Origin of the sequence: Paenibacillus sp. FSL R7-0048 (assembly GCF_038004505.1) — a bacterium.
Taxonomy (GTDB): domain Bacteria; phylum Bacillota; class Bacilli; order Paenibacillales; family Paenibacillaceae; genus Paenibacillus_AQ; species Paenibacillus_AQ odorifer.
Genome location: NZ_JBBORF010000001.1, coordinates 7020645 through 7039933, shown reverse-complemented (window position 1 = coordinate 7039933; position 19289 = coordinate 7020645). Strand labels below are relative to the sequence as shown.

Annotated in this window: 11 protein-coding genes and 1 riboswitch; of the genes, 10 read left to right on the top strand and 1 reads right to left on the bottom strand. The window is 42.9% G+C overall.

The genetic code is table 11. The features are described 5' to 3' along the window. Window positions 1–58: 58 nt before the first annotated feature. The gene (locus NSQ91_RS31135) at window positions 59–691 is read right to left on the bottom strand and encodes a TetR/AcrR family transcriptional regulator (protein WP_254847725.1); all 633 of its coding nucleotides are present in this window, start codon (window positions 689–691) and stop codon (window positions 59–61) included. A gap of 203 nt (window positions 692–894) precedes the next feature. Here NSQ91_RS31135 and NSQ91_RS31130 point away from each other — a divergent pair, with 203 nt between their 5' ends. The 10 genes from NSQ91_RS31130 to NSQ91_RS31085 all read left to right on the top strand — a co-directional run bounded on the left by NSQ91_RS31130 (window position 895) and on the right by NSQ91_RS31085 (window position 19288). After that, complete coding sequence (locus NSQ91_RS31130; RefSeq protein ID WP_076278246.1) at window positions 895–1656, top strand: SDR family oxidoreductase; 762 nt, start codon at window positions 895–897, stop codon at window positions 1654–1656. A 427-nt stretch (window positions 1657–2083) separates the two neighbouring features. Continuing rightward, window positions 2084–2878 carry an alpha/beta fold hydrolase gene (locus tag NSQ91_RS31125; RefSeq protein ID WP_076181841.1) on the top strand — a complete coding sequence of 265 codons (795 nt, stop codon included), beginning with the start codon at window positions 2084–2086 and terminating at the stop codon, window positions 2876–2878. Between the two features lie 38 nt (window positions 2879–2916). Further along, the gene (locus tag NSQ91_RS31120) at window positions 2917–3906 is read left to right on the top strand and encodes a sensor domain-containing diguanylate cyclase (RefSeq protein ID WP_076303536.1); all 990 of its coding nucleotides are present in this window, start codon (window positions 2917–2919) and stop codon (window positions 3904–3906) included. A gap of 351 nt (window positions 3907–4257) precedes the next feature. Beyond that, a complete protein-coding gene (locus NSQ91_RS31115; protein ID WP_076303537.1) occupies window positions 4258–4554 on the top strand; it encodes a helix-turn-helix domain-containing protein in 297 nt (98 codons plus the stop codon). 190 nt (window positions 4555–4744) lie between these two features. Next, window positions 4745–5593: an EAL domain-containing protein gene (locus NSQ91_RS31110; RefSeq protein WP_305953673.1), complete on the top strand. Its 849-nt coding sequence runs from the start codon at window positions 4745–4747 to the stop codon at window positions 5591–5593. A gap of 110 nt (window positions 5594–5703) precedes the next feature. Further along, window positions 5704–6276 carry a hypothetical protein gene (locus NSQ91_RS31105; protein ID WP_254847724.1) on the top strand — a complete coding sequence of 191 codons (573 nt, stop codon included), beginning with the start codon at window positions 5704–5706 and terminating at the stop codon, window positions 6274–6276. A 157-nt stretch (window positions 6277–6433) separates the two neighbouring features. Continuing rightward, window positions 6434–6520: riboswitch (cyclic di-GMP riboswitch) on the top strand. Between the two features lie 258 nt (window positions 6521–6778). After that, window positions 6779–12592 (top strand): NPCBM/NEW2 domain-containing protein, encoded by a 5814-nt coding sequence (locus NSQ91_RS31100; protein WP_340921252.1) that lies wholly within the window; start codon window positions 6779–6781, stop codon window positions 12590–12592. Between the two features lie 244 nt (window positions 12593–12836). Beyond that, the gene (locus NSQ91_RS31095) at window positions 12837–13472 is read left to right on the top strand and encodes a response regulator (protein ID WP_076124152.1); all 636 of its coding nucleotides are present in this window, start codon (window positions 12837–12839) and stop codon (window positions 13470–13472) included. 84 nt (window positions 13473–13556) lie between these two features. Then, window positions 13557–18638 (top strand): AAA family ATPase, encoded by a 5082-nt coding sequence (locus NSQ91_RS31090; RefSeq protein ID WP_076303540.1) that lies wholly within the window; start codon window positions 13557–13559, stop codon window positions 18636–18638. Beyond that, on the top strand, window positions 18635–19288 hold the full coding sequence (locus NSQ91_RS31085; RefSeq protein ID WP_036682266.1) for a response regulator transcription factor: 654 nt from the start codon (window positions 18635–18637) through the stop codon (window positions 19286–19288). Before NSQ91_RS31090 ends, NSQ91_RS31085 begins: the two co-directional genes overlap by 4 nt. Window position 19289 lies beyond the last annotated feature (1 nt).

Here is a 19289-nt window from a genome sequence, read left to right as displayed (position 1 = left end):
AATTGCATTCAAAAGCCACTCCAGCATTTTGGAGTGGCTTTTTTTAGTTTGAGATAAATTAGTCGCCGTTAACAGGGATGGAATTCTGTTTAATCGGTTGATTTGAAGTGTTGATGATCACATTATGTGAATTAAAAGACAGAATTTCAATCAGCTGCTCTGCCATATGGTTAGCTGTATATTTAAATCCGCCTTTTACCCACTCTATGATTAATCCAAATAGAGCATAGGCGGTATAACTGGAAAACAATTCTATATTTACATTGGTATTAGTGTTATTAACTGCGACTAAGTCCCGCTTGGTGAGCTCCTTTAAGAGGTCGCAAATCCTATTTTGGAACCCTGGCAGAACATTGGAATTTATAATGATGGTATAAAAATTAGAGTAAGAGACCACATGTTCAAAAATCTTGATGCTCGAGGTGGTCAGCTCACTAACTATAAATTTATCGGTATGAAGATAGGGTTCTTTATAAGCCTTAATTAAATCCTCCAACACATCATCAATTAGCTCATTTAGAAGTTCTTCTTTGGTTTGATAATGTTTATAGAAGGTTCCGCGGTTTAAATCGGCAAGGGTAACGATATCGGTTATCGTAATGGTGCGGAAATTCTTTTTTTCCATGAGTAATATCAATGCGTTTTTAAGCTCTTTACGCGATTTGCTAGTTCTCCGATTATTTTTAAGCAACAGAAGACCACCTAACTGTCTATTTTCTAATCCTATTTGAACAGAATCCCACGTTATATATATTTATGAACATTTGGTGTCTCATTTGTATATTGATAGTTAAATTTTAGAGGATTAAACTTGAGTAGTATAAATTTTAAGCGTTAAAGAGATTTTATATATTGATATTTACATTATAGATAAACGTAAAGGAGACTTCCAACATGAAACTTCGAGACAGAGTTGCAGTGGTTACTGGGGCGGCATCGGGTATGGGGAAATCTATCGCAGAGTTGTACGCTAAAGAAGGGGCAAAAGTGATTGTAGCCGATCTGAACCTAGAAGGTGCTGAACAAGTAGCCGCAGGCATCAATAGTAACGGTGGAGTAGCTAAGGCACTGAAAGTAAATGTTGCCCTGGTTGGAGATATTGATAGCATGATTGATACCGCTGTAAAAGAATATGGCACGCTAGATATTTTAGTGAATAACGCAGGGATTATGGATGGCTTTGAGCCAGTTGGTGATATTACAGATGAACGATGGGATCTTATCTTTGATATCAATACCAAAAGTGTAATGCGGTCCACTCGTAAAGCACTGCCTATTTTTCTGGAAAAAGGAAAAGGGGTTATCGTTAATACCGCTTCTACAGGTGGGGTAAGTGGTGCCCATGCGGGAGCAACTTATACTGCCTCTAAACATGCTGTAGTAGGCTTGACGAAAAACACAGCTTTTATGTATGCCAACAAAGGGATTCGTTGTAATGCTATCGCACCAGGAGCTACTGCCACAAACATCAGTGCTTCAATGAAAAATATAAATGAATTCGGCGTGAGCCGTACGCAATTAACACAGGCTGTGATCCCTCGTGTAGGTACACCTGAAGAAATCGCACAAGTTGCGTTATTCCTGGCTTCGGATGATTCCAGTTTTGTAAACGGAGCTATCATCGCTGCTGATGCGGGTTGGACTTCTGCATTCTAAATGTTGGTTGTCTACCTCTGCCTCAACAGTTTATCCAAGGAGTCTTACGGACCCAGATGACGTTATTCGCAAATTTTCAGCCTTTTGAGAAGGGATTCGGACTCCAGAGACGCTATTTCATATAAATCGGCCCATATTTTGTGTTTTCGCGCCAATAGCTGCAGTGGAGTCCGATAGCAATTCAAATGTGGAATAATGGCGCATTTAAGGTCTTCTGGGTCCGCTAACCAATCTTTTGGGGCAAAATGTTATCGGATTGAACGCAGGGGTGCCCCAGCACGCTACCATTTTGCCAAATGATGACCCAAACGGGAGGCTACATAAAACTCCGCTAGAGATTAATCTAGCGGAGTTTTTTCTACGCTTGATATTTCCAGGGGAACCCTGCAAAATAGAGAGAATGCTAACTATAGAGGAGTTATATGAAATGAACGATGTTATGGTGCGGAATCATGTAAAAGTCATTGGAGCAGGAGAAAAAACTATCCTTTTTGCGCATGGATTTGGGTGTGATCAAAGCATGTGGCAGTTTATCACGCCGTCATTTGAGAAAAAGTATCGAATCGTTCTATTTGATTATGTAGGCTCAGGCCATTCAGATTTAAGCGCATATACATCGGATAAATATCATACTCTCCATGGTTATGTACAGGATGTACTAGATGTTATCGAAACATTTGAACTCAAGGATCTTATTTTTATAGGCCATTCTATTAGCTCTATGATCGGTTTGCTTGCTTCAATCGAGCGGCCGGATTATTTTAATAAAATGATTATGATCGGACCTTCCCCACGTTATTTAAATGAGGGAGATGCTTATTTCGGGGGCTTCGAAAAAAGTGATATTACTGAGCTTCTGGATATGATGGAGATGAATTTCGCGGGCTGGGCTAGCTTTATGGCTCCACTTGCGATGAATAATCCTGACCCAATGTTGACTAAACAGCTGGAACGAAGCTTTATTTCGGCCGACCCTATTATCGCTAGAGAATTTGCGGAAGTTACATTTTTTTCGGATCATCGAGAAGATCTGCCTAAAGCGACAGTGCCTACACTCATATTGCAATGCTCGGATGATAGTATCGTTCCTATAGAAGTAGGAGAATATTTACATAGACACATGAATAATAGTACGTTCCGGTTAATGGAGGCCAAGGGCCATTATCCACATATTAGCCATCCGCAGGAGACCATTACTTTGATTAATGAGTATCTTGGGTGAGATGGAGAAGATTATGGTGTTGAAAGGATATTTAGACAATGGATGACCGGTTAAAATATGCGCCATGCGGATATGTTTCCATTACCCATGAAGGAATGATCCTCGATGTGAATCAAACCTTTTTGGATGGGATGGGATATCAACAGGTTGATTTGGTGAATAAACATTTTGAATCTATCATGTCTACGGCCAACAAGCTTATTTTTCATTCATACTTCTATCCTTTTATCAATCTGAATGGACATGTAGAAGAGCTATTTATCAATTTGAAGGACAGCAAGGGGCAAGCCGTGCCTTACTTGTTAAATGGCAGACGCCTTGAGTGTGAAGGTGTAGAGGTCATTGATTGTATTCTCGTACAGATGGGCAAACGTATTGATTATGAGCTAGAGTTACGATCTGCGAAGAAGCAAATAGAAGAGGCGTATTGGGAAAAAGATCAGGCGCTGGCAAAGCTCAAACAAATCCACCTGGAAATCGAGCAAAAGCAAGCTGAATTACTGGAGATGAATGCCGTTTTAGTAGAGCTATCTACTACAGACAAACTCACTGGATTAAAGAATAGAAGGTTCCTGCAAGAAAAGCTGGAAGAGCAGATTGCAGCGTATCAACGTGATCAGGCGCCTTTTTCATTATGTATTCTAGATATTGATCACTTTAAAAATGTGAATGACACCTACGGTCATCAGATGGGTGATTATGTCCTGGAGAAATTGGCGAGTATCCTGAAGTCCCAATCTCGTAAAGAAGATATCGTAGCTAGGTATGGTGGTGAGGAGTTTATCCTTCTGCTGCCTAATACAGATTCATCGGATGCCACGGCTATAGCTGAGAGTTTACGACAATTCATAGCCAGCTCCACTTGGGAGATTGGCAGCATTACGGTAAGCATTGGCATAGCTACCTTTGAAGCAACCGATACAGACATCAGTCTTCTGGAAAAAGCTGATCAAGCGCTTTACGTTTCTAAAGAACAGGGGAGAAATCGCGTTACGCATATTATGGATTTGAGTGAAAAGCTTCTTTAATTGGAGGCTTTTTTTGTTATTTATAAACGATACATCCTCTTTGCTCTAATTGCTCTAAAATGTCTGTTCCCTTCAAGCTGTGATTCCATCTGAGATCCAGTTTCTCTAATCGTTCAAGCTGTAAAAGGGAATTCGGAATTTCATGAATGGATCTCTTTTGTAAATCGTATTGGCATCAAGCCTATGTGACAACGTTACGATAGAATATAACAGGATGATGATTTATTATCAGTATGTTGGCGTACAAAACTATGGAATGTGGATCATGCCTACATTATCTATTCGGGGATTATGGCGATATGGAAGTGATCCATCCCTCCAATATAAGAGTGCTGTCTGCGGTGGCTATGAATGATACTTGTATTATTTGAGATTAAACATGAGCCTTTTAAGCAGATGCTTGCCGATTACCCGTTGATTAAGGATCAATTGATGCTGCTGCAAATGGAGCGTTTATTTTTATCGAATCGGTTATTATATGAAATGAAATTTCATGATGCGAGAGCGCGTGATATGATCGGAACGTTAAGGGAGACGGCTACCCTTGTGCTTAAAGATCTGCAAGAGCAAAAGATTATTGAGATTCAACATCAGCAGATCACCGTGTTAGACCCGGCGTATTTACTGGAGTATACGGATTTCGATTGAGAAGAGCCGTTCCGGGATCTATTTCAGAGAATCGATTATTAAAGGGGTTATGAATGTGGCTTGTAATCATTGTGTAGTAAGAGAGCTGAATTTTGAAATCAAGGCTCATGGTGAGCTTAATCTTAGGGTTTTACCTGAGGTTATTCATCACTTGAGTAGAAGTAATACGATACATAAGGTGGAAGAAAATGTGATTACAATTAAGGAGGCTGGGGTGCGGGATTTTCTAGATTTCTGTAATGACCATATGGAGTCGGAGCAGGTTGAATTCCGTATAGATGACCAAACATGGAGACCTCTATCCGAATTACCCACTGTACTTGATATGGAGTGGATTGATGAGGTTATCACTAAGGGTCTTGTTACTTGCTACTTCCAACCGATTGTGAACGTAAGGGAAGAGATTTTTGCATACGAGCTCCTATCCAGATTTAAAAAAGAAGACGGATCTCTTATCTATCCTAATGAGATTTTTGCGGCGGCACGGAATCGTGGGCGTGTATATGCTTTAGACCGGTTATGTAGAATGACGGCTGTAAAATATGCTGCACCCTTAAATAAAAAAACGTTTATTAATTTTATCCCAACGTCGATCTACGCTCCAGAGTTCTGCTTAAGATCAACCGTTGAACTGGCCAATCAATTAGGCGTCGATCCTTCTCTTTTTGTCTTTGAAGTTGTTGAGACGGAGAAAGTGGATGATCTCGCTCATTTGAAAGCTATTTTGACATATTACAAGGATCGGGGATTTGAATACGCTTTAGATGATGTTGGTGAGGGCTTCAGCACGATCGAGATGTTATTGGAGCTTAAACCCCATTACATGAAGCTGGATATGAAATATGTTCAGGGTGTGTCCAGCGATCTGAACAAACAGAAAATAGCAAAGCAATTTTTAGAAAAAGCTTTAGAAATCCAATCCGTTCCTTTAGCAGAAGGTGTGGAGTTTAGAGAGGACTTTGAATGGCTTAAGCAGAGTGGTTATCAGTTGTTTCAGGGTTATTTATTTGGAAAGCCTGATCCTATTCCCAAACAGTAATCCTAATGAGTATATATCCGTCCAGAGGATGAGATGAATTTCAGGTCAGAGTCTGAGTACAGCCAACCCCCGGGGTTGTATAATTTAGGTAATTTGAAAAGGGGGACGGGATGGATATGAAATGGCATCAATTTGTAACGCGCTGGGCAGATTCTAGGGGCTTTGATGGACGAGAGATTGATTATCAATGGCCTTCTCCCTCATTTCCGGTCATCAGTATTCGCAGTAATCTAGGGCGATACTCAGGTCAAGCGTATGGTCGTGGAGGTAAACCCCGTGTGAAGACAGCCGTTGGATTAATCGCTATTGGAGATGTAGCTGTCGGATTGATTTCCATAGGTGCGATAAGCGTGGGCGTATTATCCTTAGGAGCAATATCACTGGGAATGTGGTTAGCGATCGGAGCAATAGCACTTAGCTGGCTTGGCTTCGCAGTGGGAGCGATTGCGATTGCAGGCGTGGCTGTAGGAGCGATCGCAATCGCGGAAAAAGCGTTGGGGGCCATCGCCATAGGGGATACGGCGTTTGGTGCGATAGCGATAGGCAGGATCGCTGGGGGTGCCATAGCTATCGGACAATGGGCATATGGTGTAATCGCAGTTGGCGAACATGGTTTCGGATTAATTCCCGTCACGGGCGATGTGTGGAATTGGTTCCGGGGTTTGTTTGGATCGGAGAGTTAAGTAGACCTACAGTCCTAAAGGATGCCCTTCTCTTCCGGGATAGTCGATAAATAATATCTATCACATAAGAAAAACTAATTGCAATTACCTATACTCATTTCATACCAATTAATCATGCGATCCGATCTAGGCTTATGTTACTCTTTGAATGTATTCGAAACTTCATAGGCAAACCTATGGAAATGTAGGGACGCAAAGCTATAGGGACTAAGGTTATCATAACTATTGTCAGCCAGCTGCCAAAGAGTGTGTAACGCTTTTTGTTAAAATATAAGAAAGTATAAGTTATAAAACTATACTTAATATCTTATATTTCTCGCTTAAACGCTTACCGTCCTTATAAGGACGCCGAAGGCGTTTATGCTTGTTAAGGTTTAATAAAAATTAAGTCTTAATTTTTAGGCGACTTTATACGCAATCAAGCTACTCTTTTGGGGTAGTTTTTTTTGTGCCCATTTTTGGGCACTGGAGAGATTCATATGACATCTGGGGGTAAGAAGAGATGAAGAAAATGATTGCGATCGCTACATCGGCGGCCATGTTGGCCAGTTTTTCGTGTGAGGCAGGTTATGCTTTAGCAAGTGAGGCAAGCAAGGTAAATGTAACAAAAACAGTGGCGCAAAGTAAGGTTAACTTATTAAGCAACGCTTCGGTTATTCCGTTTGAGCTGTACGGCAAGGATGCTCTAAATGCCTATAATGAGGTTTTTAGAATGAATCCAGCAAATATTAAATCCATCACAAATAACGGTGGCAACTACTCAGGCTCGCCTATAGCTAAGGCTATGGATGGGGATATGAGCACGCATTGGGAGACTGGCAAACCGAATAGTTCAACGTTTACGAATGAGGTTGTGTTTGTTTTCAATGAGTCCACTGAATTAAATAGAATGGTATACGCGGCTAGGCAATCCGGTGCGAAAGGTAAAGGTTTTGCTCAAGAATTTGAGATCTATGGTTCCACTACCGATGGGGGTGATTTTACGCTCGTGTCTTCTGGAGAGTATACAGGCTCAACCGGTGATGTAGTGGAGATTCAGTTCGCACCTACGGCTTTTAAGAGACTTAAATTTGTCTTCAAAAAAGCGAACCAAGATTGGGCGAGTGCGGCTGAGTTTTCTTTTTATAAAGAGGATAGTGTCTCTGCTAAAATGAAAAATTTATTTACAGATGATACCTTGAGCCAAGTTAGTGCTGCCTTTAATACGACAGAGAAATTAACAGCTTTAGAGAATGAAGTGCAGGCACATCCACTGTATGCGCAGTTTAAAGAAGAGATAGAGAATGCAAAGATCCTTTTGGAGAACCATCAGGTAGAGGCAACGGCAGCCAAGGTTTCGAAGCTAAAAGGGTATGGAACAGCCTATGAAAATGCCTATAGCCAAGCTTATAGAATGCCGAATGCAAACGTATCAAAAGTAACGGTGAACGGTGGAAGCTACTCAGGTACGAAGCCTGAATATATGCTGGATGACCAGCCCACTACGCATTGGGAAACGAACAAAAACAATGATGCAAGCTTCACGAATGAAGTTGTGTTTGAACTAGCGCAAGCGGAAGTGCTGGACAGAGTAGCTTTTTTGGCTAGAGATAACCGCAAAGGATTCCCAGAGGCTTTTGAAATCTATGCATCAGAGACGAGTAAAGGAGAGACCTTCCAACTTGTATCTAGCGGAACCGCGATTAGTACCAATGACTTTCTGGAATTTAAATTCGAACCGACGAAGTTTAAAAGATTAAAATTTAAGTTCACAAAAGCTAATATCAACAGACCTTTTGCGGCTGAATTTAGATTTTATACAGAAGATAAAGTAAGCGAAGCTGTAAATGGTATTTTCACAGATGGAACGATGAGTGCGGTTGTGCCTGCTTATAATAACGTTGCAAAAATCAATGCACTAGAGGAAGCGGCAAAAGTACATCCGCTCTATCCAATCCTGAAAGATTCTTTGGATTTAGCTAAGAAGCTAGTGAATGGTGAAGTTCAAACCGAAGGCACCATCATTGAGGCGGAACAACGTGGAGATATGAAAAAGCATGCGCAGGAAAACCTGAGAATTGGTTTTGGTACGAACAACCAGCCTACAGGTCTCGTTGCAATGCCTGGAGATACGATCAACGTTTATGTGGATGCAGCTTCTAACGATAAGCTACCTTCTTTAGTCTTTTCTCAACAAGAGGCCGCTTGGAATGTTTGGGCTAGAGGTGTGCAATTGCGTCCAGGTAAGAACATTATAACCGTTCCTGAATTTGCTATGAATAGTTATTATGCACATGAAGTGACTAAGGGCGGCACCGTTTATATCGTAAATCCCTATACAGCAGAGGAACAAGGGAAAGCGCCATTGATCCGCTTCGAAGGTTTAGAAAAGATTCCTTTTATGACCAAGACCACGGATCCAGAACAATTCAAAACCTTCTTAATCACATACAAACAAAGACTGGACGAAGATAAAGCGGCTCATCCAAATGTTCAAGATCGTAAACTCATAGATGTGGTAGAAATGTCTAGCGATCATGTTATTTTCACAGGAACGGCGACGGAGGCGTACAACAAATATATTACGCAAGGAAATAACCCGCTGGACACCGTAACTGGGTATGACACCTGGATGAAGAGTATTTTTGCCTTCTATGGCTTGGATGGCAGTAGTGAGATTCATGATGCCAAGCTAATTCGTGAGAATATTCGCTTGATGCAGCCTTATGGTGCGATGTATGCAGCGGGAGATCATACAGGGATCCAACTTGGAACAGTAGGAACCATGTTAGGTGATTTTAATAAAGCCTATCCGGGCTGGGGACTGAATCACGAAATTGGGCATCGCTTGGCTATGGGTGAACGGGAATATGGCGAAGTAACTAATAATATGGTGTCTATGTTTATGTCTGTCGCAGCGAATTCGATAGATAATCGTATACCGTATGAATCAGATATCTATAAATATGTCCTCGAAGAAAATAAAGTGGTTATGAATCAGCAGGGCTTATTTGCACAACTCGGAGCCTATTGGCAGCTGGAGCTGGCACATCCGGGATACTGGACAGAGCTAACCAAGCTATATCGGGAGCGGAAGGTCACCCTTACCAACGGTGACAATTCCAAGCAGCAGTATTTGGTGGAGTTCTCCTCCGAAGTACAGGGATTAGACTTAAGCAGCTATTTTGCCAGACATGGCTTCACTGTGAATCCTGAGACAAAAGCGAAAGTAGCCAAGTATCCGGTACCGCAAAAGTTATGGTATTTAAATAACTCGGTGATTAATTATGAGGGAACTGGAATAGCGGATAAAAATCTGGCCATTAAGGTTAATATCACACCTAACACCACGGCTAGAACGAACACGTTAAGTTTCAGTATAGATAAAGAGCTTAAGCAAGACTTTTTAGGATATGAAGTGTATAGAAATGATGTGTTAGTTGGTTTTACAGGAACTGACCAATTTGTGGATCAGAATGTAGATGCGAGTATCAACTATACGTACAAGATCGTCGGTTATGATAAAAAGCTAAACCCACTGAAGCCCGTACAGGTTAAAGCCTTTAAGCCAGCCTTGTCTGTTGAAGATCAGCTCACTTTAAAGCTTAATCAAACCTTTGATCCGATGAGCTATGTAAAAGCGGCTAACTATCTAGGAAACGATATTACTGCAGATGTCTCTCTGAAAGCCAATAACGTTGATGTAACGCAAAAAGGCAACTACGAAATTGTATATGAAGTGAAAAGCGAAGGGGTTACGGAAACGAAAACCACACAGGTTACGGTAACGAGCGACTACGCCTATATTTCCGATCTCAATGCCAAGTCAGTCGTTGTAGGCTGGGGTGAATTAAAGAAAGATAAAGCCGTTTCCGGAGGAATCATAACCCTTGTTCGCCAAGGGTTGGCTGCGACGTACGCGAAAGGGATTGGTGTTCATGCCAACTCTGAGGTAGTTTACGATATTGAAGGTAAGGGTTACGACTTCTTTGAAAGCTACATTGGGATTGATCAAGCCATGAAAGGGAAACCTTCCTCGGCTACTTTTGCAGTGTATGTGGATGGAGAACAGAAATTTGAGAGTGATGTTTTCCGGGCAGGAACAGAACATCAATTTGTGAAAATCCCTGTGACTGGCGCAAGAGAGGTGAAGCTGGTTACAACAGATGCTAAGGATGGCAATGCTTCAGACCATACGGTATGGGCGGATGCGAAGTTCTCGAATAATTCAAGCAAACCTACCATTACAGTACCGGAAGAGACAACCTTCGTTAAGCTGAACAGCGAATTTGATGTGTTGAGCGATGTAACAGCTTTTGATACGGAAGATGGTAACTTAATTGGAGCCGTTGAAGTGCATTCAAATGGATTCACATCAAGCAAAACAGGGACTTACAACGTCGAGTTTTCAGTTACAGACTCAGATGGGAACTCCGCTGTGCAGGCCAGAAAGATTGTTGTATACAGCGCTAGTAAAGACCTGAGTGATATAGATTGGCAATCGGCAAAAACGGATTATAATGTGGTTCGAAAAGATAAGGCTAGCTCTAACAATCCGATTAAGCTGCTGGTAAATGGCGAGGTCAAAGAGTTCGCTAAGGGCTTAGGAACCCATGCCAGCTCTGAAATCGTGTATAATCTGGCAGGTGCAAACTATGAATATTTTGAAACGTATGTAGGGGTTGATAGAAATATCCCTGAGCAAAGCAACTCCAGTGTAATTTTCAAAATCTTTGCCGATGGGGCAGAGGTTTATAACAGCGGACTGATGAAATTTGGTACAGAAGCCAAGCTTGCGCGGATACCTGTTAAGGATGTAAGTGAATTGAAGCTGGTGTTAGATAATGCAGGTAACGGAAATGCTTCAGATCACGGTGATTTTGCTGATGCGAAGTTTATGATCTTGAACAATACACCAGAGCTTACCATACCTAAATCTGTCTCAACCAAAGTGGGCCAAGCGATTGATATCAGTGAAAGCTATTCGGCAATGGATTCGGAAGACGGTGACTTGACGGCTCAAGTGAAGGTCACAGGCCAAGAGCAAGTTAAATTCAACCGGGCCGGAAAGTATCCAATCACTTACACAGTAACAGATAGTGATGGAAATAAGACCACGAAGATTAGAACTATAGCCGTAGTAGACATGACGGACTTTACGTACCTGACGGATTACGACTGGAATTCTACTCAGAACAGCTATACTGCACCTTTGAAGGATAAATCTATTAGTGCAAATACGCTGAGATTAACAGATGAGAACAATCAGGTAGTGTCCTATGAAAGAGGAATTGGAGCGCACTCTAACTCGACGATTGTATACAATCTAAGCGACAAAAACGCGGACTATTTCACTTCCTATGTAGGTGTAGATAGACAAATGTACGGTTCTGTTGGTTCGGTGAGCTTTGAGGTGTTTGTCGATGGAGAGAAGAAATTTGATAGTGGGGTCATGGGTTCGAGAGATCCGCAGAAATTCATCGAATTGGATATTAATGAAGCAAAAGAACTGAAATTAGTCGTCACAGACGGGGGAAATGGCAACGGATCTGACCATGCTACATGGGGTGGAGCCAAACTACATTTTGCGAATGGAGATCACTTATTCACTAGAGATCTCGCACAGGCGATTGCAGCGGCTAAAGCAATTTCTCTAGAAGGCTTCACACCTGAGAGCATCGCGGCATTTATGTCCAGCCTCTCGATAGCAGAGACAGTGTTGGCTAACTCTTCTGTTACGCAAAGTGAAGTAGACGAAGCTGTAGCAGCGTTGCAACAAGCAACCGAAGGTTTGGTCCAAATAGATCTTACGCAAGTGATTACTGTGGCGGATCCGTATTTAAGTGCTTCGATCAAGACTACATTGGGCGTAACTGGAGAATTAACATTAGGTGATATGTATAACCTTACAACGTTAACTAGCGAAACCAGAAGAGCCAGATCCTTGGAAGGTTTGCAGTACGCGAAGAACCTAGAGACACTTGATATTACTGGAAATGAAATTACAGATTTCTCCCCATTACAAGGATTAACTAAACTAACGAGCTTATTGGCCGACCCACAAATGGTAGAGGTAGGAGAATTTAAGGGACCTGTGGTTGAAGTGGCCAATCTGGTGAAAGGGCTCGATGGCAGCAAAGTGATCCCTAATTCGGCTGGGGTAAGAAACACTAGAACATCTAAAGAAATTGTGTTTGATATGAAGGAATGGGCTGCTAATCCGGATGCGTTCACTATTGACCTATCGAACGAGGAGAAAGGAACTTACATGCTGGGGTTAACTTACCAAGTCGCAGGTAATCTCGTGCAAATCATTTCTTTTATTGATAATAATTAAATTCCCAAGAAAGCAGGCGGATTGTGGTCTCTATAACCATGGTTCGCCAGTTTTTAAATGAAGGCGTTTTATGTAAAAATATCCATTTTGTCATATGACAAAAGAAATGACAACGCTCACTATAAGCGGTGTAGTCTTTTAACTATACTTAATCAGAAATGCGCCAAATTTAAATGAATACTCCAATTGAAGCTTTTTATACAAAGAAGTAAATAATGTATGCGGTTTAGAGGGAGCTGTTTCTGTGAAAATCATCATTGTAGATGATCATCCTTTAGTTAGAAGAGGGCTGGCATCTGTCATTGCAATGCAATCGGATATGCAATTTGCCGGTGAAGCTACGAATGGTCCGGAAGCACTTGATGTGATTGAAGAGACAAAGCCAGACATTGTCCTCATTGATCTTAAACTTGCTGATGAATCAGGACTGGATGTCATTAAGATAGCACGTACCCGCGGCATTGTTAGTAAATTCATACTGTTGACTTCCTCTGCGAGCAGAGAGGATTTTTTGAGGGCTGAAGAAGTACTGGTAGACGGATATGTTCTGAAAGAGGCACTGCCGGAGGAATTACTGTTTGCTATCCAGTTGGTGTACAAAGGGAGAAAATACTATGATCCTGGTCTAATGGAAGAAAAGATGCGAATGAGCGCCAGCAGTCCAACAGATGAATTGACACCAAAAGAGAAGGAAGTCCTGATTCAGCTTGGACAAGGTGCTTGCAATAGAGTGATTGCCACACGTCTTTTTATCAGTGAATTTACGGTGAAGAAGCATGTCAGTCAGATTTTAGCGAAGCTGCAGGTTACTGACCGGACACAGGCGGCATTGTGCGCGAACGCGATAGGATTAACGAAATATGAAATGTCTTATGAGTAGAACGGCAAGATCAGATGTTATAATGGCTTTAACTACTTTGTGAGATTGAGTATTCTGTCTAATTGTAATTAGGGAGTGCTGTTGATGTTTGAATTGCCAGGATACCAAACCTTAGATCTGATAGATAATACCGCAGATATCAGGTTATACAGACTCCTACGTCAAGGGGACGGCCTAAGAGTTATCGCTAAGACAACAATAGGAGAATATCCGGGAGCTGCCATGGTCGATGCTTTTCGTCATGAGTATGACATGCTTAAGCGACTTTGCGGTCGTGGTGCAATAGAGCCGTACAGTTTGGAAATTATGGCGGACCGACCAGTCCTTCTCTTAAAAGATATAGAGGGGAGTACCCTTGGGCAGATCCTGCGTATGCCTGTTAATTCACTGGGTCTTCCAGCGCTAATTCGAATCGCTACAGCTATTGCTGATTGTCTTATGCAAATTCATCGTGAAAAAATAACACTAAATGAACTAACCCCCGCTCATCTAATCGTCAATCCCATTACTTTTGAAGTGAAATTTATTGATATAAGAATGTGTTCTACCGAAAACACCACGAGTCCTTTGTCACCGTTAGGCGGCCGGCCCGATGTTCTGCTTCCTTATATAGCTCCAGAACAAACGGGACGAACCGGAGTCAAACCGGATTACCGTTCTGACTTTTATTCGCTGGGGATCATCCTGTATGAATGTCTCTCGGGCAGCCGCCCCTTTGAGCTGCATGATGTTGTTGATATTGTATATCGTCATCTTGCAGATACACCTGAGCCTCTGCACCGCAGGTTCCCCACTATCCCTCTATCGGTCTCTGATATTGTTGGTAAATGCATGGAGAAAATGCCTGAAGCGAGGTATGCCAGCGCGTTTGGTATTAAATCGGATCTTGAGGAATGTCTATCCCGTCTAGAAGAATCCGGACATATTGAGCCTTTTCCACTAGGAAGCTGGGATATCCCAGAGCGCTGGATGGTATCAGGACGCTTCTATGGAAGACATCTTGAGCAACAAAGCTTAAGAGAAGCACTGCAACGAGCATCACAAGGTGCCGTAGAGACGTTTTGGATTAGCGGGGAGAGTGGTATCGGCAAAACAACCTTTCTGAAGGAGACCCTTACAAATACAGTCTCTTTGGATGGTTTCTTCGCCAGAGGCAAATTCGAATCCCGACATACCTCACTCCCTTATGGCATCTGGCATCAAGTCATAGAAGAGTTGGTTAGTCAGCTGCTGATGGAAACAAAGTTGCAGGTGGAGGTTTGGAGGCTGCGTATTCTACAAGCAGTGGACAATTACGGTCAGTTGCTGATCGATTTTGTTCCTAAGCTTGAACTCTTGATTGGCCCTCAACCCTCCGTGCCTCCACTGCCACCGCTGGAAGCTCAGCATCGCTTTCAATTAATCATGAGCCGATTTATTCAACTCTTTCCTCATGAGGATCATCCTTTGATCTTGGTATTGGATAATTTGCAATGGGCTGATGATACGTCGCTGCAATATCTCACTTCGCTTATAGAGGATACAGCAACGACTCATCTGCTAATCGTGCTTTCCTATCGCAATCGGGAGATTACAAGGCTGCACCCGCTCAGTAGGCTGGAAAAACATCTGATTGACCGCAACGTAGCGATGAGCAGAATTTCTTTACAAGCGCTTGAACTCACCGATTTAAAACAACTGCTACTTGATGTTATGCGTTACGAGGCAGCTGACTTGGACGAGCTGGCGCGCGTGCTGCTTCATAAGACAGATGGAAACCCGTTATTTATTAAGCAATTCCTTCAAGATTTGATAGATGATCAGCGAGTGGAATTTGATGAGAATATTCGAAGCTGGAAATGGGATCTCCAGCGTATTACTGAATTGAATGTACCCGATAACGTAGCTTCATACCTTTCAAGTAAATTGCAGCAATTTCCTGAACAGACGGTATATGCACTTAGCAGAGCCGCATTTATAGGCAGCCTATTTGATTTACGTACACTTGCTGATATTACGGAGACACCGATAGAGACATTGAACGATGCGTTGGCGGTTGCTGTACATGGGCGCTTGTTGCAGCCCGTTAACGGGGAGGAATATCCGCATTATAAGTTCCAGCACAACCGCATTCATCAGGCAGCATATACTTTTATTTCCGAAGAGGAGCGTTCCGAGCTGCATTGGAGGATTGGTCTTTTATTGCTAGGCCGCAGCCCGCTAAGTGAAGGAACGACACTATTTGAAGCTGTCCATCATTTGAATCAGGCACTTACATGGTTAGACCGCCCTGAAGAGAGGCTTCAACTAGTAGAGCTGAACTTACAGGCAGGGATAAAAGCGAAGCAAACAACCGCACATGAGACAGCCTTGCAATATATGCTTCAGGCAACGTCATTATTAGAGGAGCAGAGCTGGGAGGCGCATTATGGGCTGACCTTCCGGGTATTCCGTGAGAGGGCGGAGCTCGAATATTTATGTTCCCATTTTGATACGGCTAATGAATTATTCCATCTGTTGATTGATAAAGCTACGACAAATATGGATAAGGCTTACGTCTACGTAATGAAGGTGCAGTTGGAAGCAAGTAATGATAACCATGAAGAGGTGATCTCCTTAGGCCAGCATACCTTATCGTTACTGAAAGTGAAGCATCAATTTGATCCTGGTTATGCTCAATTGACGCTTCAATGGTTACGATTGCGGCATAGACTCAAGAAGGTCTCACTCGAATCGCTTACTCTTTTACCTCCAATGACTGATGAAGCACGTAGAATCGCAATGTCTACTTTAGATCATTCAAGCAATGCTTGCTTCTACGTCAATCGAGAAGGGTGGCTTGCTTCTTCCTTCACCATGATTGAATTAACGCTTGATTATGGGATGACTCCGGAGGCTTCCATTGGATTCATAGGTTATGCAATGTTTCAATATTATTACTTCCGTAATGATGAAGAGACATTCAAATGGGCCATGCTGGCGTTCAGCTTATCCGAACCCTATCCGAAACAGCACATGACAACCTTAGCCGCGTTCGCCATGTGCTACGATAGCTGGCGGCATTATGATCCTGCTATGCTCCATACATTTACCGAGAAGGCTGGTAAAGTGGGACTGGAATCAGGTGACTTATGGAAGGGCAACCAGAATGTGCTGATCAACTGTGCCTCCCTTTTGCAATTTGGTCATCCTCTCGGCGATATCTATGAGCGATTAATTACTCATTCCGGTGATTTGCTGCGCCATAACAACAGTCTTCATTGTAAGCAGGCTATTGTAGCAGCGGCCATTCTTGTTCGCTTGACAGGTTATCGCTCTATAGATGATCCCTTTCCCATCGCGGAGATTAGCGAGCCTGCTTTTGCACAGTCGGTTCATGGGGACACCTTTGATTTTATACAAGAAATGGTCTGGATCTATCAATATTTGACGGGCTATGTATTTGGGGAATACCGAGAAGCCAGTGAGGCATTAGCCAAATCAGCGGCCATTATAAAATCACGCGAAGATGGCCTAGACAGTCCCATGCAGATCATGTATGAATGTTTAGTCTGGGCTCAGTTGTATGAGGAATATAACGCTGAAGAGCAACGTACATATCGGGCAAAAATGCGTAAATGCTTGAAGAAAATGAAAAAGCTTGCCAGGCGTTGTCCGGGGAATTATCAGCATAAATATCTCTTAATGAAGGCTGAGTTAACTCGTCTATCGCGAGATCCCCGCCAAGCTGAAGCATTGTATGAGCAATCCATTGAGAACGCTCGGATCCACGGTCATATTCACGATTTAGCGATGGCAGCGGAATGTTATGGTAAATACGGGCTTCGTCATGGCAAAATGCATCTGGCAAGAATCTATATGACTGAGGCCTATGAGGCTTATCTGCAATGGGGCGCAAAGGCTAAAGCGGCTGACCTGGAGCAGCAGCATCGCCATTTGCTGCATATTAAACGAGAGCCCGGGCTCGATCGTGTGGATTCCCTTTCTGTGGTAATGTCTGCCCAAGCATTATCCGGCGAAATGGAGATGAGCCGATTATTGGCCACGCTGATGCGAATTATGCTCCACAATGCTGGGGCAGAATATGGGGCTGTTATTTTTGATCATGACGGCAAATGGATGGTGGAAGCTTATGGGACCTCAGAAGCCCAGCATATCGAATCTGTTCCACTTGGGGAAGAATCGGGGTTGGTCCCGGCAGCGATTATAGCTTACGCGGCAAGAACACAAGAACAGGTTGTATTACATGATGCACTCAGTGAAGGAATATTTACACGTAATACTTACGTTAGGAATAATAGACTGAAATCGGTTTTATGTCTCCCCATCATGAATCAGAATAAATTGGTTTGCCTGCTCTATTTGGAGAATAATCTATCGCCGGGTGTATTTACTCCAAGCAGACTCGATGTGCTCAAGCTGCTTGGTTCACAATGCGCAATCTCAATCGCTAATGCCAAGCTGTATTCGGGAATCCAATATCTCAAAAAAAATCTGGAGGATCAGGTGGTAGAAAGAACTCGTAGCCTGGAGCGTTCGATGCGTGAAACATCTGCGGCTTTGGCCGAAGCTACTGTTTTTGAGGAACGCAATCGTATTGCCCAAGAGATTCATGATATTGTCGGGCATACCCTGACATCGACGATTCTGCAGATTGAAGCTGGCAAGCGGCTGCTTCAGAAGAAGGAGATAGACAGCGGCTTTCAGCGTCTGGCTGAGGCCCAGGATCTTGTGCGGCATAGCTTGAATGAAATCCGCGGCTCTGTCCATATGCTGAAAGAGGACAGGTATTCTGATCTAACCGTGATGCTGAAGCAGTTGATTCGAGATACAGAACGCAATGCAGGCGTTGTTGTTCATGCAGTTATTTATGATCTGCCGGAAGCCATGTCAACAGCCTATAAAAAGGCAATCTATCATGCTTTGCAGGAGGGCTTAACTAATGGGATCAGACATGGGAAGAGTGTGGAGTTCCATTTTAGTCTGGAGTCTGTTGGAGCGAACTTGCAGTTTAGACTCAAGGATTGTGGGCTAGGGATGAGTCCAATCGTGATGGGATTTGGACTTAGGACGATGAAGGAACGGGTTGAGCAGCTGGGAGGCAGCTTATCCATCGATTCAGAAATGGATGAAGGCTGTTTACTGGAGATTGATCTGCCCATGCGAAGGGTTGTGGATAGAACATGAGTAAAATAAAAATTGTAATTGCCGATGATCAATTGTTGACGCGGGAAGGACTTCGCACCATTTTGGATCTGGAAGATGATATGGAAGTGGTTGGTGCTGCCAAGAATGGAGAAGAAGCTTGCGAGATGGTTGAGGCACTCCAGCCTGATCTGGTGCTGCTCGATATTCAAATGCCAGTTATGGATGGCCTTAGCGCCTTGAAACGAATAAAGCAGATTCGGCCGAACATCTTCATTCTGATTCTGACTACTTTTATAGAGACTGATTATATTGTAGAGGGAATGGCCTACGGAGCAAGCGGTTATATGCTGAAGGACATGGATGCAGATAAAATGATCGCTTCGATTCATGATACGTTATCCGGGCAATTTATTCTGCCAGCTCCGGTAGCAGCCAAACTGGCATCGAGGATGAACAGGTTAACAGAGGACTATGAACACTGGCAAAGATCGGGTCTGGATCGTATCAGTCTGACAGAACGGGAAGAGGAGCTGGCACAGCTCATTATCCGGGGACTGAACAACCGTGAAATCGCCGATACATTACATATTGCGGAAGGTACGGCGCGCAATTATATTAGCAATCTTTACAGCAAATTAGAAGTGGTTGATCGGGCCCAAGCAATTGTGCGACTGCAGGCTATTTTGTAAT